Origin of the sequence: Belnapia sp. F-4-1, from assembly GCF_000802185.1 — a bacterium.
Lineage (GTDB): Bacteria > Pseudomonadota > Alphaproteobacteria > Acetobacterales > Acetobacteraceae > Belnapia.
In genome coordinates this window covers 5,348,393-5,373,172 of the sequence record NZ_KN676113.1, presented here as the reverse complement: position 1 = coordinate 5,373,172, position 24,780 = coordinate 5,348,393, and the positions used below count along the sequence as shown (strand labels likewise).

Annotated in this window: 29 protein-coding genes; 26 read left to right on the top strand and 3 right to left on the bottom strand. The window is 68.7% G+C overall.

Annotated elements, in window-relative coordinates; all coding sequences use genetic code 11:
- Position 1: 1 nt before the first annotated feature.
- The 15 genes from rplX (at position 2) to rplQ (ending at position 8,690) form a co-directional block, all read left to right on the top strand.
- On the top strand, positions 2-322 hold the full coding sequence (gene rplX, locus LH62_RS25370; protein WP_043364847.1) for a 50S ribosomal protein L24: 321 nt from the start codon (positions 2-4) through the stop codon (positions 320-322).
- Entirely contained in the window at positions 319-1,002 is a 684-nt protein-coding gene (gene rplE, locus LH62_RS25365) for a 50S ribosomal protein L5 (protein ID WP_082012772.1), read from the top strand. The genes rplX and rplE overlap by 4 nt, the downstream gene beginning before the upstream one ends.
- 50 nt (positions 1,003-1,052) lie before the next feature.
- Positions 1,053-1,358, top strand: coding sequence for a 30S ribosomal protein S14 (gene rpsN, locus LH62_RS25360; protein ID WP_043340433.1), 306 nt, complete (start codon positions 1,053-1,055; stop codon positions 1,356-1,358).
- Between the two features lie 12 nt (positions 1,359-1,370).
- A complete protein-coding gene (gene rpsH / locus LH62_RS25355; RefSeq protein WP_043364846.1) occupies positions 1,371-1,769 on the top strand; it encodes a 30S ribosomal protein S8 in 399 nt (132 codons plus the stop codon).
- Between the two features lie 14 nt (positions 1,770-1,783).
- Complete coding sequence (rplF, locus tag LH62_RS25350) at positions 1,784-2,317, top strand: 50S ribosomal protein L6 (protein ID WP_043340427.1); 534 nt, start codon at positions 1,784-1,786, stop codon at positions 2,315-2,317.
- Entirely contained in the window at positions 2,317-2,679 is a 363-nt protein-coding gene (rplR, locus tag LH62_RS25345) for a 50S ribosomal protein L18 (protein ID WP_043364845.1), read from the top strand. The genes rplF and rplR overlap by 1 nt, the downstream gene beginning before the upstream one ends.
- An 11-nt stretch (positions 2,680-2,690) precedes the next feature.
- Positions 2,691-3,341 carry a 30S ribosomal protein S5 gene (gene rpsE, locus LH62_RS25340; protein ID WP_043364844.1) on the top strand — a complete coding sequence of 217 codons (651 nt, stop codon included), beginning with the start codon at positions 2,691-2,693 and terminating at the stop codon, positions 3,339-3,341.
- Positions 3,334-3,522, top strand: coding sequence for a 50S ribosomal protein L30 (gene rpmD / locus LH62_RS25335; protein WP_043340421.1), 189 nt, complete (start codon positions 3,334-3,336; stop codon positions 3,520-3,522). The genes rpsE and rpmD overlap by 8 nt, the downstream gene beginning before the upstream one ends.
- Before the next feature lie 16 nt (positions 3,523-3,538).
- Complete coding sequence (gene rplO / locus LH62_RS25330; protein ID WP_043364843.1) at positions 3,539-4,039, top strand: 50S ribosomal protein L15; 501 nt, start codon at positions 3,539-3,541, stop codon at positions 4,037-4,039.
- Between the two features lie 117 nt (positions 4,040-4,156).
- A complete protein-coding gene (gene secY, locus LH62_RS25325) occupies positions 4,157-5,515 on the top strand; it encodes a preprotein translocase subunit SecY (protein WP_043364842.1) in 1,359 nt (452 codons plus the stop codon).
- A gap of 23 nt (positions 5,516-5,538) precedes the next feature.
- Positions 5,539-6,192 (top strand): adenylate kinase, encoded by a 654-nt coding sequence (locus LH62_RS25320; RefSeq protein ID WP_043364841.1) that lies wholly within the window; start codon positions 5,539-5,541, stop codon positions 6,190-6,192.
- A 175-nt stretch (positions 6,193-6,367) separates the two neighbouring features.
- Positions 6,368-6,745 (top strand): 30S ribosomal protein S13, encoded by a 378-nt coding sequence (rpsM, locus tag LH62_RS25315; protein ID WP_043340414.1) that lies wholly within the window; start codon positions 6,368-6,370, stop codon positions 6,743-6,745.
- A 1-nt stretch (position 6,746) separates the two neighbouring features.
- Positions 6,747-7,148, top strand: a complete 402-nt coding sequence (gene rpsK / locus LH62_RS25310; protein WP_043364840.1) for a 30S ribosomal protein S11 — start codon at positions 6,747-6,749, stop codon at positions 7,146-7,148.
- A gap of 70 nt (positions 7,149-7,218) precedes the next feature.
- Complete coding sequence (locus LH62_RS25305; protein ID WP_043364839.1) at positions 7,219-8,235, top strand: DNA-directed RNA polymerase subunit alpha; 1,017 nt, start codon at positions 7,219-7,221, stop codon at positions 8,233-8,235.
- Positions 8,236-8,261: 26 nt separating this feature from the next.
- Positions 8,262-8,690: a 50S ribosomal protein L17 gene (gene rplQ / locus LH62_RS25300; protein ID WP_043364838.1), complete on the top strand. Its 429-nt coding sequence runs from the start codon at positions 8,262-8,264 to the stop codon at positions 8,688-8,690.
- 37 nt (positions 8,691-8,727) lie between these two features.
- On the opposite strand, the gene LH62_RS31305 is transcribed toward rplQ, so the two are convergent.
- Complete coding sequence (locus tag LH62_RS31305) at positions 8,728-9,537, bottom strand: FkbM family methyltransferase (RefSeq protein ID WP_160299891.1); 810 nt, start codon at positions 9,535-9,537, stop codon at positions 8,728-8,730.
- Between the two features lie 172 nt (positions 9,538-9,709).
- Between LH62_RS31305 and LH62_RS31300 the strand changes: the two genes are divergently transcribed.
- The 9 genes from LH62_RS31300 to mnhG all read left to right on the top strand — a co-directional run bounded on the left by LH62_RS31300 (position 9,710) and on the right by mnhG (position 19,034).
- Positions 9,710-10,867: a YncE family protein gene (locus LH62_RS31300; protein WP_043364837.1), complete on the top strand. Its 1,158-nt coding sequence runs from the start codon at positions 9,710-9,712 to the stop codon at positions 10,865-10,867.
- A gap of 68 nt (positions 10,868-10,935) precedes the next feature.
- Positions 10,936-12,132: an LLM class flavin-dependent oxidoreductase gene (locus LH62_RS25285; RefSeq protein ID WP_201445585.1), complete on the top strand. Its 1,197-nt coding sequence runs from the start codon at positions 10,936-10,938 to the stop codon at positions 12,130-12,132.
- 374 nt (positions 12,133-12,506) lie between these two features.
- Positions 12,507-12,971, top strand: coding sequence for a PTS sugar transporter subunit IIA (locus LH62_RS25280; protein ID WP_043364836.1), 465 nt, complete (start codon positions 12,507-12,509; stop codon positions 12,969-12,971).
- Positions 12,972-13,027: 56 nt separating this feature from the next.
- A complete protein-coding gene (locus LH62_RS25275; protein ID WP_043364835.1) occupies positions 13,028-15,970 on the top strand; it encodes a monovalent cation/H+ antiporter subunit A in 2,943 nt (980 codons plus the stop codon).
- Positions 15,970-16,314 carry a Na+/H+ antiporter subunit C gene (locus LH62_RS25270; protein ID WP_043364834.1) on the top strand — a complete coding sequence of 115 codons (345 nt, stop codon included), beginning with the start codon at positions 15,970-15,972 and terminating at the stop codon, positions 16,312-16,314. Before LH62_RS25275 ends, LH62_RS25270 begins: the two co-directional genes overlap by 1 nt.
- Positions 16,311-17,915: a monovalent cation/H+ antiporter subunit D gene (locus LH62_RS25265; RefSeq protein ID WP_043364833.1), complete on the top strand. Its 1,605-nt coding sequence runs from the start codon at positions 16,311-16,313 to the stop codon at positions 17,913-17,915. The genes LH62_RS25270 and LH62_RS25265 overlap by 4 nt, the downstream gene beginning before the upstream one ends.
- Complete coding sequence (locus LH62_RS25260; RefSeq protein WP_043364832.1) at positions 17,912-18,403, top strand: Na+/H+ antiporter subunit E; 492 nt, start codon at positions 17,912-17,914, stop codon at positions 18,401-18,403. Before LH62_RS25265 ends, LH62_RS25260 begins: the two co-directional genes overlap by 4 nt.
- Complete coding sequence (locus LH62_RS25255; RefSeq protein ID WP_043364831.1) at positions 18,400-18,681, top strand: K+/H+ antiporter subunit F; 282 nt, start codon at positions 18,400-18,402, stop codon at positions 18,679-18,681. The genes LH62_RS25260 and LH62_RS25255 overlap by 4 nt, the downstream gene beginning before the upstream one ends.
- A complete protein-coding gene (gene mnhG / locus LH62_RS25250; protein ID WP_043364830.1) occupies positions 18,678-19,034 on the top strand; it encodes a monovalent cation/H(+) antiporter subunit G in 357 nt (118 codons plus the stop codon). Before LH62_RS25255 ends, mnhG begins: the two co-directional genes overlap by 4 nt.
- Before the next feature lie 166 nt (positions 19,035-19,200).
- Here mnhG and LH62_RS25245 read toward each other — a convergent pair whose 3' ends face one another.
- Both LH62_RS25245 and LH62_RS25240 read right to left on the bottom strand, forming a co-directional pair.
- Positions 19,201-20,913, bottom strand: coding sequence for an ABC transporter ATP-binding protein/permease (locus LH62_RS25245; protein WP_144404625.1), 1,713 nt, complete (start codon positions 20,911-20,913; stop codon positions 19,201-19,203).
- Positions 20,914-21,219: 306 nt separating this feature from the next.
- The gene (locus LH62_RS25240; protein WP_201445584.1) at positions 21,220-22,752 is read right to left on the bottom strand and encodes a UxaA family hydrolase; all 1,533 of its coding nucleotides are present in this window, start codon (positions 22,750-22,752) and stop codon (positions 21,220-21,222) included.
- Between the two features lie 146 nt (positions 22,753-22,898).
- Between LH62_RS25240 and LH62_RS25235 the strand changes: the two genes are divergently transcribed.
- On the top strand, positions 22,899-23,960 hold the full coding sequence (locus LH62_RS25235) for a zinc-binding dehydrogenase (protein ID WP_043364829.1): 1,062 nt from the start codon (positions 22,899-22,901) through the stop codon (positions 23,958-23,960).
- Positions 23,961-24,117: 157 nt separating this feature from the next.
- Positions 24,118-24,774 carry a bifunctional nicotinamidase/pyrazinamidase gene (gene pncA / locus LH62_RS25230; protein WP_043364828.1) on the top strand — a complete coding sequence of 219 codons (657 nt, stop codon included), beginning with the start codon at positions 24,118-24,120 and terminating at the stop codon, positions 24,772-24,774.
- The last annotated feature ends 6 nt before the right edge of the window (positions 24,775-24,780 follow it).

The window sequence follows — 24,780 nt, the reverse complement described above, 5'->3', positions numbered from 1 at the left end:
CATGGCGGCGAAGATCAAGAAGGGTGACCGGGTCCAGGTGCTGACCGGGCGCGACAAGGGCAAGCGCGGCGAGGTCATCGCCGTGATGCCGACCGAGAAGCGCGCCCTGGTTCAGGGCGTGAACGTGGTGAAGCGCCACCAGAAGCCGCAGGGCATGAACCAGCCTGGCGGCATCCAGGAGAAGGAGGCGCCGATCCATCTCTCCAACCTGGCGCTCCTCGACCCTAAGTCCGGCAAGCCGGCCCGCGTCGGGTTTCGCGTGCTGGAGGACGGGAAGAAGGTGCGGGTGGCGAGGCCTTCGGGCGAGGTGCTTGACGCATGAGCGATTCGAAGAAGGGCGGCGCCAAGAAGGGCGCCCCGGCCAACGCCAAGAAGCCGGAGGCCAACCGCGAGGAAGGCAGCCGCACCGTGACGACCGTCGCCGCGAAGCCAGGCAAGTCCGCCGCTTCTCCGGCCGAGCGCACGCGCCTTGCGACCTTCTATGCCGAGGTCGTCCGGCAGCGCTTGGTCGACGAGTTCGGCTACAAGAACCCGATGGAAGTGCCGAAGCTCGAGAAGATCGTCATCAACATGGGCGTCGGCGAAGCCGCGGCCGATGGCAAGAAGCTCGATGCCGCGGTGGCTGACCTGACGGCCATCGCCGGCCAGCGGCCGGTGCGGACCAAGGCGAAGAAGGCGATCGCCGGCTTCAAGATCCGCGAAGGCCAGCAGATCGGTTGCAAGGTGACGCTGCGCAAGGCGCGGATGTACGAGTTCCTCGACCGGCTCGTCACCATCGCTCTGCCGCGCGTTCGGGATTTCCGTGGCCTTCCGGGCACCAAGGGCTTCGACGGCCGTGGTAATTTCGCCATGGGCCTGAAGGAGCAGATCGTTTTCCCCGAGATCAACTACGATCGCGTGGACACGGTCCGGGGCATGGACATCCAGTTCGTCACCACGGCGAAGACCGACAAGGAAGCGAAGGCGCTGCTCAAGGCGTTCCAGCTTCCCTTCCAGAACTGATCTTGGAAAACCGCCCGGCGAGCCGGGCAGGTTCCGGAGGATAGAACCGTATGGCCAAGACTTCGGCAGTCGAGAAGAACAAGCGTCGGGCGAAGCTCTCGTCGACGCATGCTGCCAAGCGCGCGGCGCTGAAGGGTATCGTCATGGATCGCACCCTGCCGGTCGAGGACCGGTTCGATGCGACCCTGAAGCTCGCCCAACTGCCGCGCAACGGCGCCAAGGTGCGCGTGCGCCTGCGCTGCGAGCTGACCGGCCGCCCGCGCGGCAATTATCGCAAGTTCAAGCTCAGCCGGAACATGCTGCGGGAGCTCGCCAATACCGGCCAGTTGCCCGGCGTGACCAAGGCAAGCTGGTAAGGGAGCGGGGATATGTCTCTGTCCGATCCGCTCGGGGATCTGCTCACCCGTATCCGCAACGCCCAGCGGGCCCGGCAGACGCGCTGCGTCGCCCCGGCCAGCCGGCTGCGGACCGATGTGCTCGAGGTGCTGAAGCGTGAAGGCTACATCCGCGCCTGGCGGGTGGAGCAGGAGCGCCCTGGCGTCAGCCGCATCGAGATCGAGCTGAAGTATTCCGAAGGCGAGCCCGCCATCAAGGAGATCACCCGCGTCTCCAAGCCTGGCCGGCGCGTTTATTCGAAGATCAAGGAACTGCCGAAGTTCTACAACGGGCTCGGCATCTCCATCCTCTCCACGCCCCGTGGCGTGATGAGCGATACCGAGGCCCGCACCGCCAATGTTGGCGGTGAAGTCCTCTGCCGCGTGTTCTAAGGGAGGGATACAGCATGTCGCGCGTCGGCAAATATCCCGTCCCGGTCCCGAGCGGCGTCCAGGTGGCGTTGCAGGGCCGGACCGTGGTGGCCAAGGGCCGGAATGGCGAGCTGAAGCTCGACCTGACGGATGAAGTGGATGTGGAGATCGCGGACAACCAGGTGGCGGTGAAGCCGCGCCGGGACGATCGCCGCAGCCGCACCATGTGGGGCACCACCCGCAGCCTGATCAACAGCATGGTGACAGGCGTCTCCACCGGCTTCACCAAGTCGATGGAGATCAACGGCACCGGCTACCGCGCCGCGGTGCAAGGCAAGGATCTGGTACTGAACCTCGGCTACAGCCATGAGGTCCGCTACCCGATCCCCGAGGGCATCAAGATCACCTGCGAACGCCCGACGGCCGTGAAGGTCGAAGGCGCGGACAAGCGTCAGGTCGGTCAGGTTGCCGCTGAGATCCGCGCTTGGCGTGGTCCTGAGCCTTACAAGGGCAAGGGCGTGCGCTACACCGATGAGCAGATCCTCCGGAAGGAGGGTAAGAAGAAGTAATGGCCGACAAGCTCGCATTGCAGACGCGCCGGCGTTCCCGGCTGCGCTACCAGCTGAAGCTCAAGAGCGGCGGCCGTCCACGGCTTTCCGTCTTCCGCTCGGGCAAGCACATCTATGCCCAGGTGATCGACGACGCCCAGGGCCGCACCCTCGCTGCTGCGTCTTCCATCGAGAAGCCGATGCGCGAGTCGCTGAAGACTGGCGCCGACAAGGACGCCGCGACCCAGGTCGGGAAGCTGGTGGCCGAGCGTGCTCGTGCCGCCGGGGTCGACAAGGTCGTCTTCGACCGCGGGCCTTACCTGTATCATGGCCGGGTCAAGGCCCTGGCCGACGCCGCCCGCGAGGGCGGGCTGTCGTTCTGAGGATCGCATAGATGGCACGTACCCCTCATAGCGGTAGCGGCGGCGAGCATGGCGGCGAGGGCGGCGATCGCCGTCGTGGCCGTGGCCGTGGCCGCGAGAACGAGAACCGCCAGGAGCGCCAGGATGGCGATGAGCTGAAGGACAAGCTCGTCACCATCAACCGCGTCGCCAAGGTGGTGAAGGGTGGCCGCCGGTTCAGCTTCGCTGCGCTGGTCGTGGTGGGCGACCAGAAGGGCCGCGTCGGCTGGGGTGCCGGCAAGGCCCGCGAGGTACCGGAGGCGATCCGCAAGGCGACCGAGCAGGCGAAGCGGACCATGATCCGCGTGCCGATGCGCGAAGGCCGGACCCTGCACCACGACGTCATCGGCGAGTTCGGCGCTGGCCGGGTGATCCTGCGGGCGGCGCCCGCCGGTACCGGCATCATCGCCGGCGGCCCGATGCGCGCGATCTTCGAGACGCTGGGCATGGGCGATGTCGTGGCCAAGTGCCTCGGCTCGACCAATCCGCACAACATGATCAAGGCCACCTTCTCGGCCCTGACCCGCAGCACGAGCCCGCGTGCCGTCGCCTCCCGGCGCGGCAAGAAGGTTTCGGACCTGCTCGGGCCGCGCAAGGACCAGGCCCCGGCCGAGACCTCGGCCGCGGAGGCTCCGAATGTCTGAGACCAAGAAGACCGTGAAGGTGACCCAGACCGGGTCGCCGATCGGGCGCAAGCCGGGCCAGCGCGAGACGCTGATCGGCCTCGGCCTCAACAAGATGCACCGTTCGCGGGAGCTGGAGGACACTCCGGCGGTTCGCGGCATGATCCGCAAGGTGGCCCACCTCATCAAGGTGGAAGGCTGAGCGGGGAGCAAGACCCATGAAACTGAACGAGCTGCGCGACAATGACGGCGCGCGCTACAAGTCGAAGCGGCTTGGCCGCGGCATCGGCTCCGGCAAGGGCAAGACCTCCGGCAAGGGCGTGAAGGGCCAGAAGGCGCGCGAGGGCGTGTCGCTGAACGGCTTCGAGGGCGGCCAGCTGCCGATCTACCGGCGCCTGCCGAAGCGGGGCTTCGTCAACATCTTCCGCAAGGAGTATGCCCCGCTCAATCTCGGCCGCCTCGAGCAGGCGATCGCCGAGGGCAAGCTGCCGGGCGACCAGCCGATCGATGAGGCGGCGCTGCGCGCGGCCGGCATCGTCCGCACCGGGGCGAAGCTCGCCGGCGTGCGGCTGCTCGGCCATGGCACGCTGAGCCGGGCGGTGACCATCACCGTCTCCGGCGCCTCGGCCAGCGCGGTCGCGGCGGTGCAGGCGGCGGGTGGCACGATCACCCTGCTGAACCCGCCCGCCGCTACCGAAGAGGCCCCCGCGGAGGCGTGACGCTTGCGGCCCGCCGGGCCGCTCGCTACCTAAGTACAGGTTCGTGGCTGCGGCGCCACGGCCGGGGGGCTTCCCCTCGGTTGTTGGCGCCGCTGTCGTGAGGAGGGTTTAGGATCCATGGCCTCCGCAGCGGAGCAGCTTGCGGCCAATCTCAATCTCGGGGTGCTGTCGAAGGCGACCGAGTTGAAGCGGCGCCTCTGGTTCACCTTGGGCGCGCTTCTGGTCTATCGCCTCGGCACCTATGTGCCGGTCCCCGGCGTCGATGCCGGCGTGATGGGCGAGATCCTGCGCCAGCATGGTGGCGGGATCCTCGGCATGTTCGACATGTTCACGGGCGGCGCCCTGGGGCGCATGACGGTCTTCGCCCTCAACATCATGCCCTACATCTCGGCGAGCATCATCATCCAGCTGATGACGGCTGCCATCCCCTCGCTCGAGACCCTGAAGAAGGAAGGCGAGTCGGGTCGGAAGAAGATCAACCAGTACACCCGCTACCTCACCGTTCTGATCGCCATCTTCCAAGCCTATGGCATCGCCGTCGGGCTTGAGAGCATGCGCGGCAATTTCGGGCCGGCGGTGGGCGATCCAGGCGCGTTCTTCCGGGTCTCCTGCGTCATCACCCTGGTCGGCGGGACGATGTTCCTGATGTGGCTGGGCGAGCAGATCACCGCGCGCGGCGTCGGCAACGGCATCTCGCTCATCATCTTCGCCGGCATCGTGGCGAACCTGCCTCATGCACTGGTCTCGCTGCTGGAGCTTGGCCGTACCGGCGCCCTCTCGACCATCTTCATCATCGTCTTTATCGCCATCGCGCTCGCGGTGATCGCGCTCGTGGTCTTCGTCGAGCGGGCCCAGCGCCGCATTCCAGTGCAGTACCCGAAGCGCCAGGTCGGCAACCGCATGTTCGGCGGCGAGAACACCCACCTGCCGCTGAAGCTGAATACCGCCGGCGTCATCCCGCCGATCTTCGCGTCCTCCTTGCTGTTGCTGCCCGCGACCATCGCCGGATTCGCGGCTGACCCGGCTTCCGATGGCTGGCTCAGCACCATCAGCGGGGCGCTGGCCCACGGGCAGCCGCTCTACATGGCGCTCTACGTAGCCCTCATCATCTTCTTCGCCTTCTTCTATACGGCTGTAGTCTTCAACCCGGTGGAGACGGCGGACAACCTGAAGAAGTATGGCGGCTTCGTGCCGGGCATCCGGCCTGGCCAGCACACGGCCGACTATTTCGACCGGGTGCTGACGCGCCTGACTGCCGTCGGTGCCCTCTATCTCTGCCTGGTCTGCATTCTGCCCGAGTTGCTGATCAGCCATTACGGCGTGCCTTTCTACTTCGGCGGCACCTCGTTGCTGATCATCGTGTCGGTGACGATGGACACGGTGGCCCAGGTGCAGTCCCATCTCTTCGCGCACCAGTATGAAGGCCTGATCCGCAAGGCCCGTCTGGGTGGCCGCGGCGCACCGCGGCCGCGTTGAGGCAAGGGGAGGGGGGACACGCCATGAATTTGATCCTGCTGGGCCCGCCCGGGGCAGGGAAGGGAACCCAGGCCAAGCGCCTGGAGGACCGCCACGGGCTGAAGCAGATCTCGACGGGCGACATGCTGCGCGCCGAGGTGCGCTCGGGCAGCGAGGTCGGCCTGCAGGCCAAGGCGATCATGGAGCGGGGCGAGCTGGTCCCGGATGCCATCATCATCGCCATGCTGGCTGGCCGGGTCGCTCAGCCGGATGTCGCCCAGGGCTTCATCCTGGACGGCTTCCCCCGCACCGTCCCGCAAGCGGAGGCGCTCGATTTGATGCTGAAGGAGAAGGCCATGCCTCTCCACCACGTCATCGAGCTCCAGGTCGACGACGTGGCCCTGGTGGACCGCATCTCCGGCCGCTTCACCTGCGCCAAGTGCGGCGAGGGCTACCACGACCAGTTCAAGCCGGTAGCCAAGGCCGGCGTCTGCGATGTCTGCGGCAGCACGGAGTTCACCCGGCGGGCCGACGACAAGGCTGAGCTGGTCGCGGCCCGGCTCGAGGCCTATCACCGCCAGACGGCGCCCCTGTTGCCCTATTACGCTGCTCAAGGCGTGCTGCGGGTTGTGGACGGCATGGCGGAGATGAGCGAGGTCGCCCGGCAGATCGAGGCGATCCTCGGGGAGAAGGGTTGACGGCGAGGGGGCTCTCGGTATAGTCCGCGCCTCTCGCGGTCAGAGGCAGCCCCTGGGCCTGGGTCCAGGGTACTCCCGGCTGCGTTTCGCCGTTGGCATTTTGGGTTGATCATATCGTCGGACGGGGGTTCCCCATCTGGCGGGAGCAGGAGCGACAGGCTCCAGGAGCTGAGCAGTGGCGCGCATCGCCGGAGTGAACATCCCCACGAACAAGCGTGTGCAGATCTCGCTGCGCTACATCTATGGCATCGGCCCGAAGAACGCGGCCGAGATCTGCGGGAAGCTCAGCATCCCCGAGGACCGTCGGGTGAACCAGCTGACGGACGAGGAAATCCTCCGCATCCGCGAGCTGATCGACCGTGAGTACCGCGTGGAGGGCGACCTCCGCCGTGAAGTCGCGATGAACATCAAGCGGCTCATGGACATGGCCTGCTACCGTGGCCTGCGTCATCGCCGGGGCCTGCCGGTCCGTGGCCAGCGCACCCACACCAATGCCCGCACGCGCAAGGGCAAGGCCGTGGCCATCGCCGGCAAGAAGAAGGTGACGAAGTAGTATGGCCCGCGAACCCCGTGGCGGCGCCCGCACGCCGCGCAAGAAGGAACGGAAGAACATCTCTTCCGGCGTGGCCCATGTGCTCGCCAGCTTCAACAACACCATCGTGACGATCACGGATGCCCAGGGCAACGCGATCGCATGGTCCTCTTCCGGCAGCCAGGGTTTCAAGGGCAGCCGGAAGTCCACCCCGTACGCGGCGCAGGTCGCTGCCGAGGATGCCGGCCGCAAGGCCCGCGAGCACGGGATGGAGCAGCTGGAGATCATGGTGAGCGGTCCCGGTTCGGGCCGCGAGTCGGCGCTTCGCGCCCTGCAGGCGGTCGGCTTCTACGTCACCGCCATCCGGGACGTGACGCCCATCCCGCATAATGGTTGCCGCCCGCGCAAGCGCCGCCGCGTCTGAGACGCGTCGCGGTGGCCGCGTCCAGGGCGCGGCTGCCTGTTCTTGCTGAGGCTGGCTTAGGAGACTGTTCGTGATCGAGAGGAACTGGCGGTCGCTCATCCGGCCCGAGAAGCTGGGCGTCGAGGTCGGCGCCGACCCGGAGCGTAGCGCGACCATCGTCGCCGAGCCGCTGGAGCGTGGCTTCGGCATGACGCTCGGCAATGCGATCCGCCGCGTGCTGCTGTCCTCCCTCCAGGGGGCTGCGGTCACGGCGATCCGCATCGACGGCGTCCTGCATGAGTTCAGCAGCATTCAGGGCGTCCGCGAGGATGTCACGGATATCGTGCTGAACGTGAAGCAGCTTGCCATCCGGATGCAGGGCGAGGGGCCGAAGCGCCTCCAGCTCACTGCGACCGGCCCGGGCGAGGTGACTGCCGGCCAGATCCAGACCACGGGCGATATCGAGATCGCCAATCCCGATCTCGTCATCTGCACCCTCGACGACGGCGCCCGCCTGTCGATGGAGCTGACGGTCGGCACCGGCAAGGGCTATGTCCCGGCGGCGATGAACCGCCCGGAAGATGCGCCGATCGGCCTCATCCCCGTGGACGCCATCTACTCGCCCGTCCGCCGCGTCGCCTATCGCGTCGAGCCGACCCGCGTCGGCCAGGTGACCGACTACGACAAGCTGGTGATGAACCTCGAAACCGACGGCACCGTCGCCCCTGAGGACGCCGTGGCGCTCGCCGCCCGAATCCTGCAGGACCAGCTGCAGCTCTTCATCAACTTCGACGAGCCGCGCGAGCGCAAGGTGGAGGAGGAGCGGGACGACCTGCCCTTCAACCGCAACCTGCTCCGCAAGGTGGACGAGCTGGAGCTTTCCGTCCGCTCGGCGAACTGCCTGAAGAACGACAACATCGTCTATATCGGCGACCTCGTGCAGAAGACCGAGCAGGAAATGCTCCGCACGCCGAATTTCGGCCGCAAGTCGCTGAACGAGATCAAGGAAGTCCTGGCCTCGATGGGCCTCGGGCTCGGCCTCACCGTCACCGGCTGGCCGCCCGAGAACATCGAAGAGCTGGCGAAGAAACTCGAAGAGCCGTTCTGAGTCCGGCGGAGTAGGAAGCCCATACCATGCGACACGGGATTGCCGGCCGGAAGCTCGGCGTCACCTCCACCCATCGTCTTGCCATGTTTCGCAACATGGCGACGAGCCTGCTGAAGCACGAGCAGATCACCACCACGCTGCCCAAGGCGAAGGAGCTGCGCCCCTATGTGGAGCGCATCATCACCCTCGGGAAGCGCGGCGGCCTGCATGCGCGCCGCCAGGCTTATGCGCAGATCATGGACCAGAAGGTGGTGGACAAGCTCTTCACCACCATCGCGGAGCGCTACAAGGCTCGCAACGGCGGCTACACCCGCGTGCTGAAGGCCGGCATCCGCTACGGCGACGCCGCCAGCATGGCGGTGATCGAGCTGGTCGACCGCGATCCGACGGCCAAGGGCCAGGATAGCGGCCCCAAGCCGGAGCGCCCCGAGGCCGATCAGGCCGAGGCGGGCTGAGAGACGGAAGGGCGGCGGGGCAACCTGCCGCCCTTTTTCATGGCGCCTCCCGGGTCATTACCAGCTCCCCATGCGGGAGGTCGGGCAGCGCCTGCGCCGCCACCGCCTCCAGCGCCCCACCCCGCGCCACCCGCCAGAAGCGGAAGCCCAGTTCGCCCCCGAGCCAGCCGATCAGCGCGGGCAGGTCGCTTCGCACCGCCATCATGGGTGCGGACCATTCGGTGACGACCCGCAGCCCCGGCGAGCGTGCCATCAGCCCTGCCGCTCCGCGCAGGACCTGCGGCTCCGAGCCTTCCGCATCCATCCGCAGCAGGTCGAGCGAGGGCAGGTCGTCCAGCGCCGCGTCCAGCGTCACCGCCGGCACGGTCACGCGCTGGGAGTAATTCGGTGCCTCGCCCTCGAAGGCGAGATGCCCGCTGCCGATATGGTCCGGGTCGCTGCTGAAGCTGACCTCCCCCGGCACGTCCAGCGCCGCCACCGGATGCAGCGTCACCCGGTCCCCGAAGCCGTTCACCGCGATCGTCGCCCGCAGCAGCGGCAGCACCGCCGGATTGGCCTCGAAGCTGTGAACCAGCCCCTCCGGTCCTACCGCCTCCGCCATGGTCAGGGTGTGGTAGCCCATATTGGCCCCGACCTCCGCTACCCGGTCCCCGCGGCGCAGCAGCCGGCCTAGCACCGCCTCCACATCCATCTCCCAGGTGCCATGGACGGCGATATGCGGCGTGAGGCCGAGGTCGCGCGTATCGAGGTAGATCATCTGCCCGCGATGCGTCAGCGCCAGCGCCCGGTTTCCGCCAAGATAGCAGTAGGGCTGCGCGGGCCGGACCGGGGGAGGGGGCAGGGGCACGTTCCTTACCCGAAATCGGCGCAGCACCGTCTGCAAACTCAATGCCATGCCAGATCGAACCTCAGGGAACGCCGCAATCTCCCATCCCCGCCCGCCGCCGCACAAGCCTTGCCTGCCGCCTGGCCGCGGCGGACACTCCCTGCCGGGCCAGGACCCGCGGGAGGAAGGATACATGCGCCATTGGCTGTTAGCCGGCATCGTCGCTGCAAGCGTGGGCGCCGGGCAGGCTTCGGCGCAACTCCTGCTCTCGGCGAACGACAACAAGATGGTCCTGCACAACGGCGTCGCCCGCACCCTCCGCGAGGCCCCGCCCGACACCCTGACGGTCATCGACCTTGCCTCCGGCGCACCGCGCATCCGCGCTGAGATCGCCGTCCCCGCCAGCGTCGTCGGCCCGCCCGTCTCCGTCGCCATCACGTCCGACGAGCGCCTGGCCCTCGTCACCAACAACCAGCAGCGCGACCCGGCCGACCCGGCACGCCTCATCGCCGGCAACACCATGGCCGTGGTGGACCTCACCGCCTCGCCGCCCCGCCTCGTGGCGACGCTGCCGACCGGCGCGGCGCCTGCGGGCGTCTCCATCAACCGCGCCGGCACCCTCGCCCTCGTCGCCAACCGCGCTGAGGGCACGGTCGGCGTCTTCCGCATCGCCCATGGCCATGTGACCGCCATCGGCAAGGTGGATATCGGCCCGGTCTCCTCCGAGGTCTCGCATGTCGCCTTCACCCCGGACGGCCGCCGCGCCCTCGTCACCCGCAACGGCGACCATCAGGTCAACGTCCTGCAGATCGAGGGCGAGCGGGTGGTGAAGCTCGACCGCGACATCACCACCGGCGTCCGCCCCTATGGCCTCGCGGTCACCTCCGACGGCCGCTACGCCACCGTTGCCAATATCGGTCGCGGCAGCGGTGATGCCGACACCGTCAGCCTCATCGACCTGACCCGCGAGCCCTATCGCATCGTCGATACGGTGAGCGTGGGCCAGACGCCGGAAGGCATCCAGACCGGGCCGGATCCGCGCCTCGTCGCGGTCACGGTAATGAACGGCTCCAACAAGCCCCCCGGCTCGCCTTTCGGGGGGCCGGGCCTCGTGAAGCTCCTCCGCATCGACAACGGCCGCCTTTCCGTGGTCTCGGAGGCGCAGGTTGGCACCTGGGCCCAGGGCGCCGCCTTCTCGCCGGATGGGCGGATGCTTTTCGTCGGCAACATGGTGGAGCGGGACATCTCCGTCTTCCGCGTTGGCGAGGACGGCAGGCTGAGCGAGGCCGGCCCGCGCCTCCGCCTGGGCGGCGGCTCCGTGGCGCTGCGCGTGGCCGACCGCCCGAGATAACGGCTCGGTTGACCGGGCTGCCGCCCATTCCTAGCCTTGTCCCGACGTCCGGCAAGAAAGGCACCCTCATGGCCCATCGCGGCTTGCGCTTCGGCATCTTCCTCGCGCCATTCCACCGCGTCGGCGACAACCCGACCCTCGCCCTCGGCCGCGACCTGGAGCTGATCCAATGGCTCGACACCCTTGGCTATGACGAGGCTTGGATCGGCGAGCATCATTCCGCCGGCTGGGAGATCATCGCCTCGCCCGAGATCTTCATCGGCGCGGCGGCCGAGCGCACCAAGCACATCAGGCTCGGCTCCGGCGTCACCTCGCTGCCCTACCACCACCCCTTCCTGGTCGCGCAGCGCTTCGTCCAGCTCGACCACATGACGCGCGGCCGCGCCATGCTCGGCTGCGGCCCCGGCGCCCTGGTCTCCGACGCCTATATGATGGGCATCAAGGCCGAGGATCAGCGCCGCATGATGGATGAGAGCCTCGGCGCCATCATGAAGCTGCTGGCCTGCGAGGAGCCGGTGACGATGAAGACCGACTGGTTCGAGCTGAACCAGGCCCGGCTCCACCTCGCCCCCTATACCTATCCCCACTTCCCCATTGCGGTGGCCAGCGCCACCACCCCCTCCGGCGTGCTGACCGCCGGCAAGCATGGCGTCGGCCTGCTCTCCCTCGGCGCCGGCCTGCCGGGCGGCAACGCCAAGCTCGCCGAGCACTGGCGCCAGGGCGAGGCGGAGGCGGCGAAGCACGGCAAGACCATGCCGCGCGACGGCTGGCGCCTGGTCGTCAACATGCACTGCGCCGAGGAGGACGAGCGCGCCTTCCACGACGTCGCCCGCGGCGAGCGCATGGAGACGCTCAGCTATTTCAGCGAGACCCTCGGCCGCCCGCCGATGCGCAGCGAGAACCCGCTCGGCGACGGGCTGAAGGCCGGCACCACCCTGGTCGGCAGCCCGGAGACGGTGGCGAAGGGCATCGAGCGGCTGCTCGAATACACCGAGGGCGGCGCTGGCGCCGTGCTCTTCCGCGCCCATGAATGGGCCAACCGCGAGGACACGCTGCGGAGCTACGAGCTCTTTGCCCGATGGGTCATGCCCCGCTTCCAGGGCAGCCTGGCGATGCCGATGCAATCGCGCGAATGGTGCAGCGAGAACCGCAGCGGCATCTTCGGCCCAAGCATGAATGCGCTGCGCAAGGCCTTCACCGATGCCGGGCAGGAGGTGCCGGACCATATCCGGCTGCGCCTCCACACCGGCAAGGTCGATTTGTAGCCCTGGGCGCCCTGAGGTGTCGCTCGGGGCGCGTTTCTTTCGGCTGCACCGGATGCGCTGTCGAGGTCTGCCCGCATCATCTCCGGACGGAGCCCGGGTCGGGACCAGTGCGGCATCCGCCGGCGCCTGGGGCATGAGCAGGCTGTCCTCGCCTCAGGGCGGGCCGGCATCACGGGTCCTCCAGGTCGGTTACGAGGTTGCGTCCGGTGGGTTGCCTGGCGGTAACTTAACTGGTAGCGGCACCTTCTCATTCATGCGGGACACATGTGGCACTCCCAGTATTAAGGGCAGGAAGCTTCACTGGCGCGTCCCTGTCTGACTGCCTGATCCGCACGCGCGAACCGTGAGCGCTTCAGCTCCAACAGGGAACAGCGATGAGCATCACGGACCATCTCTCCGCGACGGACGTCATCCTCGACCTCGACGCGCCGAACAAGCGGACCGTTTTGCAGTTCCTGGCCACCGAGGCAGCCAACCGCCTGGGGCGGCCGGAAGGCGAAATTTCGGAGGCGCTGCAGGCGCGGGAGCGGCTGGGTTCGACGGCGCTCGGCCGGGGCATCGCCCTGCCGCATGCGCGGATCGAGGGGGACCTTCTGCCGGTCGTGCTTGTCGCGCGGCTGCGCCGACCCGTGGACTTCGAGGCACGGGACGAGGAGCCGGTGGACCTCGTCATCCTTGTCGTCTGGCCCGAGGCCTCGCCCGAGGGGTTCCTTCCCACTCTGTCGGAAATCTGCGGGTCGCTTCGGGAGCCGCAGGTGCTTCGGCGGCTACGCTCGGCGAGGGGGGCGGATGAGGTAGTGGCGCTTCTCGCCCGCCCATCCCCGGAAGCGGCGACGTGATGCCGCGAAGCGTCGGCGCCGCGCCTGCTTCCCAGAACGGGCGCTAGGCCGCCGCGATGCCTGAGGCCGCGTTGCTTCTCATCCTCCTTTCCTTGCCCTTCGCCGGCGCCGTCGCCGCTGGCCTGTTGCCGACGCATGCCCGGAACGCGGCGGCGGCACTGGCCGGCGTGGTCGCATTGGCCGCCCTGCTACTGGTCTGGGCCGCGTATCCGACCGTTTCGGCGGGTGGGGTGCTACGGGCGGAATTCGCCTGGATGCCGTCGCTTGGGCTGAACTTCACGCTGCGCATGGATGGCTTCGCCTGGCTCTTCGCCGGGCTGGTGACGGGCATCGGCGCGCTCGTCGTGCTGTACGCACGCTACTACATGGCCGAGGACGACCCGGTGCCGCGCTTCTTCGCCTTCCTGTTGGCGTTCATGGGCGCGATGACAGGGGTGGTGATCTCGGGCAACCTCGTGCAGCTCGCCTTTTTCTGGGAGCTGACGAGCCTCTTCTCCTTCATGCTGATCGGCTACTGGCACCACACGACGGCGGCGCGTGACGGCGCCCGCATGGCGCTGACCGTCACTGCCACGGGTGGTCTCGCGCTGTTCGCGGGCGTACTGGTGCTCGGCCACATCGTCGGCAGCTACGAGCTGGACGCGGTGCTGGCCGCAGGCGACCGCATCAGGCAGCACCCGCTCTACCTGCCGGCGCTGGTGCTGATCCTGCTCGGCGCGCTCACCAAGAGCGCCCAGTTCCCCTTCCATTTCTGGCTCCCGAACGCCATGGCCGCGCCGACGCCGGTCTCGGCCTATCTCCACTCGGCAACCCTGGTGAAGGCAGGCGTCTTCCTGCTGGCACGGCTCTGGCCGGTGATGGCCGGCACCGAAGCCTGGTTCCTGATCGTCGGCACGGCCGGGCTGGTGACGATGCTGCTAGGCGCCTATGTCGCCATCTTCCAGAACGACCTGAAGGGTTTGCTGGCCTACTCCACCATCAGCCATCTCGGGCTGATCACGCTGCTGCTCGGGCTGGACAGCGAGCTGGCCCTCGTCGCGGCGGTGTTCCACATCCTGAACCACGCGGCCTTCAAGGCATCGCTGTTCATGGCGGCCGGCATCATCGACCACGAGACCGGCACGCGCGACATCAGGCGCCTGTCGGGGCTAAACCGGTCGATGCCTTTCACAGGCCGGCTGGCCCTGGTCGCGGCTGCGGCGATGGCGGGCGTGCCGCTGCTGAACGGCTTCATCTCCAAGGAGATGTTCTTCGCCGAGGCGCTGTCGGCCGAGGCCCCACTTGGGCTGCTCAACATGCTGCCCTTCGCGGCGATGCTGGGCAGCGCTTTCAGCGTCGCCTACTCGCTCCGCTTCATCCACGGCGCCTTCTTCGGTCCCGACCCCGTGGGTCTGCCGAACACACCGCACGAGCCGGACACCTGGATGCGCTTCCCCGTCGAGATCCTGGTTCTGACCTGCATCGGCGTCGGCGTGCTCCCGGCCGCAACGGTGGGCCCTTTTCTCGACCTCGCCATGCGTTCCGTGCTGGGCGACGACGTGCCCTATTACAGCCTGTCGGTGTGGCATGGCCTGAACCTGCCGCTGTTGATGAGCATGGTCGCGCTGGGCGGGGGCGTGGCGCTCTATCTGCTGCTGCAGAGGCGGTTTCGGAGCGGGATCGAGGGCGAGCCACTGCTGCGTCGCTTCGAGGGGAAACGGATCTTCGAGCGCGCGATGGTCTTCCTTTCCTGGCGCCTTGCACGGCGGCTGGAAGGAATTGCCAGCACGCGCCGGCTGCAGCCACAGCTCCGGCTGATCGTCGTCGTCGCCCTCCTGGCGGGCGGCCTGGCGGTGTGGGTGCGCGGCTTGGGGCCGGGCAACCTGCCGCCCTCCGCCGTCGATCCCGTACTGGCCCTGGTCTGGGTGGTGGGCGGCGCCTGTGCGCTCGGGGCTGCGACGCTTGCGAAATTCCACCGCCTGGCGGCGCTGATCCTGGCGGGTGGAGTCGGGCTTGCGGTCTGCATCACCTTCGTTTGGTTCTCGGCCCCCGACCTCGCGTTGACACAGCTCACGGTCGAGGTCGTGACCACCGTCCTGCTGCTGCTCGGCCTGCGCTGGCTGCCCAAGCGCATCCAGATCCCCGGAGACGGCGGACCGGAGGTGCTGACGCACGCACGGCGCACGCGCGACCTCGCCCTCGCAGTGGGCGCGGGCGGGGGAATGGCGGCACTCTCCTACGCCGTCATGACGCGCACGCCGCCCGAGCTTCTGGCGCAGGATTTCCTCGCCCGTGCCTATACGGAAGGCGGCGGCACCAACGTGGTCAATGTCACGCTCGTGGATTTCCGCAGCTTCGACACGCTTGGCGAGATCTTCGTGGTGGCCGCCGTCGCCCTGGCCACCTACGCCCTGCTGCGCCGCTTCCGTCCCGCGCCGGACAGCCTGGAACCCCCCGTCCAGCAGCGGGACCAGCTTTCCGCGGATCCAGTAGGGCCGACGACGGCGCGGCCGGTCGCGGACTGGCTGCTCGTACCCTTCACCCTCACCCGGCTGATCTTCCCCGTTATGGCGCTGGTCGCCGCCTTCCTGCTGCTGCGCGGCCACGACCTTCCCGGGGGCGGCTTCTCCGCCGGCATGGTCGTTGCTATCGCCGTGATCCTCCAATACATGGTCGGCGGTACGGCCTGGACCGAGGACCGGCTGGCTTGGCTCAGGCCCCGCATCTGGATAGGCACGGGCCTGCTGCTTGCGGCTGGTACCGGCCTGGCCGCCCCCGGCTTCGGCCGCCCTTTCCTCACCTCCTATTTCGACTACCTGGAGCTTCCGTTCATTGGGAAGGTGCCAGTGGCGAGCGCGTTCCTGTTCGACATCGGCGTCTTCGCGCTGGTGGTGGGCGCGACGCTCCTGATGCTGGTCGCCCTTGCCCACCAGTCGGTACGCGGCCGCCGCGCCACCTCGCAGGCGCTCGCGTCGTCGGCGCGGGCCGGGCGGACGCAGGTCGCGGCGGGAAGCGACTGATGGAGCTCGTCGTCTCCCTCGCCATCGGCGTGCTCGCCGGTTCCGGCGTCTGGCTGCTGCTGCGGCCGCGCACCTTCCAGGTCACAATCGGCCTCGCGCTGCTGTCCTACGCCGTGAACCTGTTCATCTTCTCGACCGGCGGGTTGCGCATCGGCGCGGACGCCATCCTCGGGCAAGGCGAGGTCGGCACGCTTGCCGCCTTCACCGACCCGGTGCCGCAGGCGCTGGTGCTGACCGCGATCGTCATCGGCTTCGCCACCACCGCGCTGTTGCTGGTGGTGCTGCTTGCCGCCCGTGGCCTTACCGGGACCGACCACGTGGATGGCCGGGAGCGCGAGCGGTGACCGTTTGGACCGATCACCTCGTGATTGCGCCAATCGTCGTCCCGATGCTGGCCGGCGCCGCGACGGTGGTCGCAGGCAACGGTCGGCGCCGGTTGCTCGCAGGGCTCGGACTTGCCTCGACCGTGCTGCTGGTCCTGCTGTCGGCCATGCTGCTGGTCACGGCGGATGCGCCGGGTGTGCGGATCTACCGCCTCGGCGACTGGCCCGTCTCCTTCGGCATCGTCCTGGTGCTCGACCGGCTTTCGGCCATGATGGTCGCGCTCGCCTCCGTCCTCGGCCTCGCCGCCTTCGTCTTCTCGCTGGCGCGCTGGCACCGTGCCGGGACGCATTTCCATCCGCTGTTCCAATTCCAGCTCATGGGGCTGAACGGCGCGTTCCTGACGGGCGACCTGTTCAACCTCTTCGTCTTCTTCGAGGTGATGCTCGCCGCTTCCTATGGCATGGCGCTGCATGGCTCCGGCACGGCGCGCGTACGGGCCGGGCTGCACTACATCGTCATCAACCTGCTCGCCTCGCTGCTGTTCCTTATCGGTGTCAGCGTCGTCTACGGCATCGCCGGCACGCTCAACATGGCGGACCTGGCGGGCCGGGTTCCGGATGTAGCGCCTGAGGACCGGGCATTGCTGGAGGCCGGGCTCGCCGTGCTCGGCATCGCATTCCTCATCAAGGCGGCGATGTGGCCGCTGGGCTTCTGGCTGCCGGGCACCTATGCCGCGGCCAGCGCGCCGGCAGCCGCCATCCTGTCGATCCTCAGCAAGGTCGGGATCTATGCCGTGCTGCGCATCTGGCTGCTGCTCTTCGGCGACGGCGCGGGCGCCTCGGCGGCCTTCGGCGCCACCGCGCTGACCGCGGGCGGCTTGCTGACGGTCGCCTTCGGCTCTGTCGCCGTATTGGCGAGCCAGAATCTGACCCGCCTCGCCGGGGCAAGCGTGCTCGTCTCCTCCGGCACGTTGCTTACCGCCATCGGCATGGGCCAGGCTGCCGTCACCGGCGGCGCGCTGCTGTACCTCGCGGGCTCCGTGCTGGCGATCGGTGCCTTGTTCTTGCTGGTGGAGCTCGTTGAGCGCGGACGCGACATCGGCGCGGACGTGCTGGCCGTGACGCGCGAGGCCTTCGGCACCGGCGAGCACGAGGAGGACGGCGAACCTGGGGAGCGGGATGCCATCGGCGTGCCCATCCCCGCGACGGTGGCAACACTCGGCGTCTCCTTTCTGGCTTGCGCTCTGCTGATCGCGGGTCTGCCACCGCTGTCCGGGTTCCTGGCCAAGTTCGCCATCCTGTCGCCGCTCTTCGCTCCCAGCGGGGGCGCGCCGCCTCCGATCGCCTGGATGGTGGCGGCCGCGCTGATCCTGTCCGGTCTGGCGACGGTGGTGGCCATGGCGCGCGCCGGGATGGATGCCTTCTGGGCATCCCCGGCCGGGACGCCGCAGCGGGTCAGCATCGTGGAGTTCCTGCCGGTCGCGCTGCTTCTCGCCCTCTGCGTCGCGTTGACCGTCGGTGCAGGCCCGGCCTTGGACTACGCCACCGCGGCGGCGGAGGCGCTGCACACGCCGGCAAACTACCTGCGCGGCGTGCTAGGGACGCCGGAGGGCGGCCAATGAGGCGCGTCCTGCCGCATCCGCTCATTGCGCTCTTCCTGCTGGGCGCCTGGCTGCTGCTGGTGGAGAGCGTCTCGCCAGGTGCCGTGCTGCTCGGCGGCGTGCTGGCAGCCGGCGGCTCCTGGGCCCTGGCCTCGCTGGCGCCGCCCAGGGCGCGGTTGCGCCGCCTCGCCCTGGCGCCTGGCCTGCTGTGCGACGTGCTGGTGGAGGTGCTGCGCTCGAACTATGCAGTGGCACGAATCATCCTGAGCTCCACGAAGGGAGGCGCACGACGCTCCGGCTTCGTTCGCATTCGGCTCGACATGCGTGCGCCCTACGGACTGGCAGCGCTGGCCTGCATCCTCACCACGACGCCCGGCACGGTCTGGGTGGATTACGACTCGGCAGAGGGCACCATGCTGCTCCACGTGCTCGACCTGGTCGATGAAGCGGAGTGGGTGCGCATCGTCAAGGAAAGGTGGGAGCGGCGGCTGATGGAGATCTTCGAATGAGCGCCCTGCTGCTCGGATGGGCCGTCCTCCTGGCGCAGTTCCTGCTCGTGGCCGCGATGGGATGCGCCGTGGTCCGCCTGCTGCGCGGGCCGCGGGCGCAGGACCGCGTGCTCGCGCTCGACACCCTCTATGTCATCGCTGCCATGTTGCTGCTGGTGTTCGGCATCCGGACGGGCAGCCCGCACTATTTCGAGGCGGCGTTGCTGATCACGCTGGTGGGCTTCGTTGCGACGGCTGCGCTCTCCAAGTTCCTCATGCGCGGCGAGGTGATCGAGTGACGCACGCCGCCGAGCTTCCCGCCTGGGCGGCGCTGTCGGTCGCCGTTCTGCTGCTGTTCGGTGCCGGACTGGCGCTGGTCGGGGCTGTCGGCCTGCTGCGATTCGGGAGCTTTTACGAGCGCGTCCACGCCCCGACCCTCGCCACCACGTTCGGCATCGGCTGCGTGCTCGTTGCCTCGATGCTGTTCTTCTCGCTCGTGCAGTCCCGCTTCATCCTTCACGAGGTGCTGATTGCGGTGCTGGTGGTGATCACGACCCCGGTCACGCTCATGTTGCTGACCCGCGCAGCACTCTACCGCGATCGGATCGAGGGGAGGGAGGCCGTGCCCCCTCCGCCACGCTCCCGCCGATGACCGAGCCTCGGCGGTTTCGAGCTGCGGCCCGCGCCGCCGGATCAAGCGGGTCTGCATCCGTCTGCCGGGCTTGGAGCAGGCTTTTCGACCAGTCCCCGGCCGTCACGCCCACCGGGCTGCGCGATCGGACGCGTCGGTTCCGATCGGTGGAATCTGGCGCCGGCCCCTACCGGTACGGCGCCACCACCAATGCCGGCAGCGCCACCGCCGGGCGCGGCGCCGTGAGTCGCGCTCCGGCCGCCCCGGCCTCGAGCTGCAGCACCCGGTCATGGTGCTCGGCGAGGCCCGGCCGGTGGCCGATCGAGACCAGCGTTGCCTCCGCCAGCTCGGTGGAGAACAGCCCCATCAGCGCTGCCTGCCCGGCGTCGTCCAACGCCGAGGTCGCCTCGTCGAGCAGCACCCAACGCGGCCGGTGCAGCAGCACCCGGGCGAAGCCGATCCGCTGCTGCTGGCCGAGGCTGAGCGAGCGGTCCCACCGTCCCGTCTCGTCGAGCCGACCCGCAAGGCCCGGCATCCCGCAGCGGATCAGCGCCGCCTGCACCGCCGCATCGCTGAATCGCCCCGCCGGCGCCGGGTAGCAGACGGCATCTCGCAGCGTCCCCAGCGGCAGATAGGGCCGCTGGGGCAGGATCATCGTTTCCTCCCGCGCCGGCACGGTGATGCGCCCCTCGCCCCAGGGCCAGAGCCCCGCAGCCGCCCGGAACAGCGTGCTCTTCCCCGTGCCGCTCTCGCCCCGGATCAGCACCCGCTCGCCGGCGCGGATCTCGGCCGAGGCGCCGGCGATCAGCACGTTGCCGTCCGGCCCGCGCACCGTCAGCTCGTCGAAGGCCAGCACCTCGCCGCCTTCCTCCGTCTCGATGCCGCTCGCCGCCCCCAGCGCCTCGGCCGCATCCAGGCTGTCCTCCAGCGCCACGACCCGCTCCACATGGCTCCGCCAGTCGGCCAGCCGCGGCCAGCTCTCCTGGAACCAGGAAAGGGCGCGCACCACCTCGGTGAAGGCCTGCGCCATCTGCATCAGCGCGCCGAGCGTCAGAGCGCCGGCGAAATACTGCGGGCTCGCCAGCAGCAGCGGAATGACGGCAGCGACCATCCCGAAGCCGGAGCCGAGCCACATCAGCTGCCGCTCTGAGCGCAACAACTCATGCATCACGCCGACGACGCGCCCGAAGCTGCCGCGCAGCCCCGCCGCCTCATCCGCCCCGCCGCGGATCAGGGCCACCGCCTCGGCGCTCTCGCGCAGCCGCAGCAGGGCGAAGCGGTGGTCGGATTCCGCGTGGTTGCGGCGGATATTGATGCCGACCATCGGCCGCCCGATCAGCCAGGTGAGCGTTCCCCCCGCTAGCGCATAAAGGCCGGCGACCAGCACCAGGCTCCCCGGCACCTCCATCCCGCCGAGCCGCACCGCGTCCGAGAGCGCCCACAGCACGCCGGTGAAGGACACGAGCGTCAGCAGCGCCTGCAACAGCCCCGTCGCCAGGTCGACCGCCATGACCGTCGCCCAGCGGGTGTTCTCGCTGATCCGCTGGTCCGGGTTGTCCGCCGCATCCGGCATCAGCCCCATGCGATAGTGGCAGGCATCCGCCAGCCAGCGCTCCTGCAGATGATGCACCAGCCAGCGCCGCCAGCGCAGCGCCAGCATCTGCCGCGCCCAGAGCAGCGCCACGGCGATCGCCATGCTCAGCCCCGCCAGGATGAGGAAGGTCGAAACCTGTCCCGCGCTTGCCGCCGCCTGCCGCCCTTCGAGCGCATTGAAGAAGTCGCGGTGCCAGAGATTGAGGCGAAGCTGCGTGCCGATCTGCGCCAGGGTCAGGAGGAGTGTCGCCGCCGTCAGCCCCCAGGCCACGCCCCGTTCCTCGGAGCCGTACCAGCCTTGCGCCATGCGCCAAATGCGCCGGAAGGCGCTTTGGGAAGGGGGCTGGATGCGGGAAGCGGCCAAGGCGAAATCTCCCGTCTGAAATCAGTACGGGATGAGATATACAAAGTGGTATGAGGGTCGCAAGGAAATTGAGGCAGGATTGCGGCGGAAGCATGGCGAGTGTGGCTCCCATGTACGCAACCGCTCCAAGCAGAGGCCTGGGACTTCAGCACCTAAACAGTTGATTTTGTTGATAGTTTTGCCGCCTGCCAAAGAAAAGGGCCGGCTTTCGCCGACCCCTTCACGCCATCAGAATGTGGCAGGAACTTGTCACATGGTGGCGCCCATCGGCCAGGGCGCGAACTCCGCCCCACCGAAATCGAATTCCTCGCTCTTCGTCCGCTCACCGCTCGCCGTCCGCAGCATGTGCTGGAAGATGCGTTCGCCCACCTGCTGCACCGTCTCCTCGCCGGTGACGATGGTGCCGCAATTGATGTCCATGTCGTCCACCATCCGCTCATACATCGGCGTGTTGGTGGCGAGCTTGATGGAGGGTGTCGGCTTGCAGCCGAAGACGCTGCCCCGCCCGGTGGTAAAGCAAAGAAGGTTCGCGCCCCCTGCCACCTGGCCCGTCGCCGCCACCGGGTCGTAGCCCGGCGTGTCCATGAAGACGAAGCCCTTCTGCGTCACCGCCTCCGCATAGCGCACGACATCGACGAGGTTGGTCGAGCCCGCCTTCGCCATGGCACCGAGCGACTTCTCGAGGATGGTCGTCAGCCCGCCGAGCTTGTTGCCGGGGGAGGGGTTGGCATCCATCTCGGCCCCGAGCTTGGATGTGTAGTCCTCCCACCAGTGCATCACGTCGACCAGCTTCTGCCCGACCTCCTGGCTGACGGCCCGGCGGGTGAAGAGATGCTCGGCGCCATAGGTCTCCGGGCTTTCGGAGAGGATCACCGTCCCGCCATGCCGCACGACGAGGTCGGAGGCCGCCCCCAGCGCCGGGTTGGCCGTGATGCCCGAATAGCCGTCCGAGCCGCCGCATTGCAGCGCGACGCAGAGCTCGCTCGCCGGCACCGCCTCGCGCTGCACCCGGTTGGCCTCGGCCACCACCTCGCGCACGAAGTCGATGCCCGCCTGCACGGTCTTCCGGCTGCCGCCCATTTCCTGGATGTCCATGCTGCGCAGCCGCCCGGCCAGCCGCTGCTCCTCCAGCAGACCGCCGATCTGGTTCACCTCGCAGCCGAGGCCGATGCCGATGACATGGCTGAAATTCGCATGCCGCGCGAAGCCGCCGAGCGTCCGCCGCAGCAGGTTGAGGGGCTCCCCCTGCGTCATGCCGCAGCCGGTCTTGTGGGTCAGGGCCACGACGCCATCCACGTTCGGCCACTCCGCCAGCGGGTCCTCGCCGGTCAGCGGGTTGCGCCGGAAGGCCTGGGCGATGAGGTCCGCCACATGCGCCGAGCAATTAACGCTGGTCAGGATGCCGATGTAATTGCGCGTCGCCACCCGCCCATCCGGTCGCCGGATGCCCTGGAAGGTGGCCGGCCCCGCCACGTAGTCGGTCGGCCTCGCATCCACGCCCCAGGCATAGTCGCGGGAGAAGTCGCCCATGGCGAGGTTGTGGGTATGCACCCACTGCCCGGGCGTTACCGGCTCCGTGGTGAAGCCGATGATCTGCCCGTAGCGCGTTACCGGCTCGCCCTGCGCGTGGAAGCGCACCGCCACCTTGTGCCCGGCCGGGATGCGCGCCGCGGCGAGGACGTTCGGCGCGACGGGCGTCCCGGGCGGCAATACCTGCCGGGCGATGACGACGCCATCCTCCGGATGCAGGCGGATGACGGGCGGCTGGGTCATGGCATCCATCGGCGAAACTCCCTTTGATGACAGTTTAGCCCCCTTCCTCCGGCCCCGCACCCGAGGTTTCGCCACCGACCCCCCTGGGCCTCGGCCCGATCCCGCCGCATCATGCCCGCCCGGGCCAGGCGGCCTGCAATGGGAGGGAATTCGGCATGAAGGGCGTGGTCTTCCTCGGCGACCGGCAACTGGCCTTGCAGGACTTCCCGGACCCGACCCCCGGGCCCGACGACGTGGTGCTGGAGATCAAGGCCTCCGGCATGTGCGGCAGCGACCTGAAATTCTACCGCGCCCCGGCCGGCGGCGCCTCCGCCTCGCTCGGCTTCACCAAGGGGCTCTCCGGCCCGATCATCCGGGGGCACGAGCCCTGCGGCGTGGTAGTCGCCGTCGGCAAGAACGTCTCGCCGAAGCAGGCGCGGGTCGGCCAGCGGGCGATGCAGCACCACTACGTCGGCTGCGGCGTCTGCCCGCAATGCTCGACCGGCTGGATGCAGCTCTGCGACGACGGCGTCGACCAGGTCTACGGCGCCACCGGCCACGGGGCGCATGCCAACTACATGGTCTGCCCGGCCCGGACGGTGGTGACCCTGCCGGAGGAACTCTCCTTCGAGACCGGTGCCGCCATCTCCTGCGGCACCGGCACCGCCTGGGGGGCGCTGCAACGCCTCGGGCTGCAAGGCGACCATACCATCGCGATCTTCGGCCAGGGTCCGGTCGGCCTCTCCGCGACGCAGCTCGCTTCGGCCATGGGTGCCCGCGTGATCGCGCTGGACACCAGCCCGGAGCGCCTGGCCCGCGCCAAGGAATTCGGCGCCGACCTCGTCATCAACCCGGTCGAGACCAATGATGTCGTGGGCGCCATCAAGGACGCCACGCATGGCCTCGGCGCCCATCTCTCCCTCGACGCTTCCTCCTCGCCCCAGGCGCGGGCCCAGGCGGTGCGCTGCATCCGCACCTGGGGCAAGGCCTGCTATGTGGGGGAGGGGGGCGATGTGACGCTCGATGTCAGCCCCGACCTGCTGCGCCGGCAGGTGACGCTGATCGGCTCCTGGACCTTCTCGACCGTCGGCCAAGCCGAATGCGCCCGCTACATCGCCGATCGCGGCATCGCGGTGGACAAGCTCTTCACCCATCGCTGGCGGCTGGACCAGGCGGAGGAGGCCTACAAGCTCTTCGACCAGCAGAATTCGGGCAAGGGCGTCATCCTGCCGAACTGAACCGCCCGCAGGTGGATCGCCGCATTGCCGGCGAAGCGCTCCGCCAGCCGCGGGTCGGTGGTGGCCAGCGAAGCGCCCTCCTGAATGGCGAAGGCAATTGGAAGCAGTTACAGGTCGGATGGTGGCATGCAGCGCCATCCGAAGAGGACCAATCGCCATGCCGCCGATCCGGCCCACCGACACCGACATGCTTGGCGTCATCGACGTGCAGCCGACATTCATGCCCGGAGGCGCCCTCGCGGTGGCCGGGGGCGAGGAGGTCGTCCCGGCCATCAACCGCCTGCTGGCCGGCCCCTTCGCCCAGGCCTTCGCCACCCAGGACTGGCACCCACCCGGCCACTCCTCCTTCGCCTCCAGCCACCCCGGCCGCGCGCCCTTCGACAGCATCGCCATGCCCTACGGCCCGCAGACCCTCTGGCCCGACCATGCCATCCAGGGCAGCGCCGAGGCCGCGCTGCATCCCGGCCTCGACCAGCGCCGCATCGAACTGATCATCCGCAAGGGCTTCCGCCCCGCCATCGACAGCTACTCCGCCTTCTTCGAGAACGACCGCGCCACCGCCACCGGCCTCGACGGCTGGCTCCGAGCCCGCGGCACCCGCCGCCTCTTCCTCGCTGGCCTCGCCACCGACTACTGCGTCGCCTTCTCCGCCGAGGATGCCGCCCGCCTCGGCTACGAGGTCTGCGTCATCGAGGATGCGTGTCGTGGCATTGGCTTGCCCCTGCCCGAGGGTGGGAACACCATCGCAGCGGCGAAGGCGAGGCTGACCGCGGCCGGCGTGCGCTTCATCACCACGGCCGACCTCGCCGCCTGAAAGGCG

Excerpts from the sequence above, each read along its gene's own strand:
- LH62_RS25275 (WP_043364835.1), top strand. The coding sequence starts at position 13,028 with ATGCCTGAGGCCGCGTTGCTTCTCATCCTCCTTTCCTTGCCCTTCGCC.
- LH62_RS25260 (WP_043364832.1), top strand. The coding sequence starts at position 17,912 with ATGAGGCGCGTCCTGCCGCATCCGCTCATTGCGCTCTTCCTGCTGGGC.
- rpsH (WP_043364846.1), top strand. The coding sequence starts at position 1,371 with ATGTCTCTGTCCGATCCGCTCGGGGATCTGCTCACCCGTATCCGCAAC.
- LH62_RS25240 (WP_201445584.1), bottom strand. The coding sequence starts at position 22,752 with ATGGATGCCATGACCCAGCCGCCCGTCATCCGCCTGCATCCGGAGGAT.
- rpsK (WP_043364840.1), top strand. The coding sequence starts at position 6,747 with ATGGCCCGCGAACCCCGTGGCGGCGCCCGCACGCCGCGCAAGAAGGAA.
- rpsN (WP_043340433.1), top strand. The coding sequence starts at position 1,053 with ATGGCCAAGACTTCGGCAGTCGAGAAGAACAAGCGTCGGGCGAAGCTC.
- LH62_RS25270 (WP_043364834.1), top strand. The coding sequence starts at position 15,970 with ATGGAGCTCGTCGTCTCCCTCGCCATCGGCGTGCTCGCCGGTTCCGGC.
- LH62_RS25320 (WP_043364841.1), top strand. The coding sequence starts at position 5,539 with ATGAATTTGATCCTGCTGGGCCCGCCCGGGGCAGGGAAGGGAACCCAG.
- LH62_RS25285 (WP_201445585.1), top strand. The coding sequence starts at position 10,936 with ATGGCCCATCGCGGCTTGCGCTTCGGCATCTTCCTCGCGCCATTCCAC.
- rplF (WP_043340427.1), top strand. The coding sequence starts at position 1,784 with ATGTCGCGCGTCGGCAAATATCCCGTCCCGGTCCCGAGCGGCGTCCAG.
- pncA (WP_043364828.1), top strand. The coding sequence starts at position 24,118 with ATGCCGCCGATCCGGCCCACCGACACCGACATGCTTGGCGTCATCGAC.
- secY (WP_043364842.1), top strand. The coding sequence starts at position 4,157 with ATGGCCTCCGCAGCGGAGCAGCTTGCGGCCAATCTCAATCTCGGGGTG.
- rplQ (WP_043364838.1), top strand. The coding sequence starts at position 8,262 with ATGCGACACGGGATTGCCGGCCGGAAGCTCGGCGTCACCTCCACCCAT.
- LH62_RS25235 (WP_043364829.1), top strand. The coding sequence starts at position 22,899 with ATGAAGGGCGTGGTCTTCCTCGGCGACCGGCAACTGGCCTTGCAGGAC.
- rpsE (WP_043364844.1), top strand. The coding sequence starts at position 2,691 with ATGGCACGTACCCCTCATAGCGGTAGCGGCGGCGAGCATGGCGGCGAG.
- rplR (WP_043364845.1), top strand. The coding sequence starts at position 2,317 with ATGGCCGACAAGCTCGCATTGCAGACGCGCCGGCGTTCCCGGCTGCGC.
- LH62_RS25255 (WP_043364831.1), top strand. The coding sequence starts at position 18,400 with ATGAGCGCCCTGCTGCTCGGATGGGCCGTCCTCCTGGCGCAGTTCCTG.
- rplE (WP_082012772.1), top strand. The coding sequence starts at position 319 with ATGAGCGATTCGAAGAAGGGCGGCGCCAAGAAGGGCGCCCCGGCCAAC.
- LH62_RS25245 (WP_144404625.1), bottom strand. The coding sequence starts at position 20,913 with ATGGCGCAAGGCTGGTACGGCTCCGAGGAACGGGGCGTGGCCTGGGGG.
- LH62_RS25280 (WP_043364836.1), top strand. The coding sequence starts at position 12,507 with ATGAGCATCACGGACCATCTCTCCGCGACGGACGTCATCCTCGACCTC.
- LH62_RS31300 (WP_043364837.1), top strand. The coding sequence starts at position 9,710 with ATGCGCCATTGGCTGTTAGCCGGCATCGTCGCTGCAAGCGTGGGCGCC.
- rpmD (WP_043340421.1), top strand. The coding sequence starts at position 3,334 with ATGTCTGAGACCAAGAAGACCGTGAAGGTGACCCAGACCGGGTCGCCG.
- rplO (WP_043364843.1), top strand. The coding sequence starts at position 3,539 with ATGAAACTGAACGAGCTGCGCGACAATGACGGCGCGCGCTACAAGTCG.
- rplX (WP_043364847.1), top strand. The coding sequence starts at position 2 with ATGGCGGCGAAGATCAAGAAGGGTGACCGGGTCCAGGTGCTGACCGGG.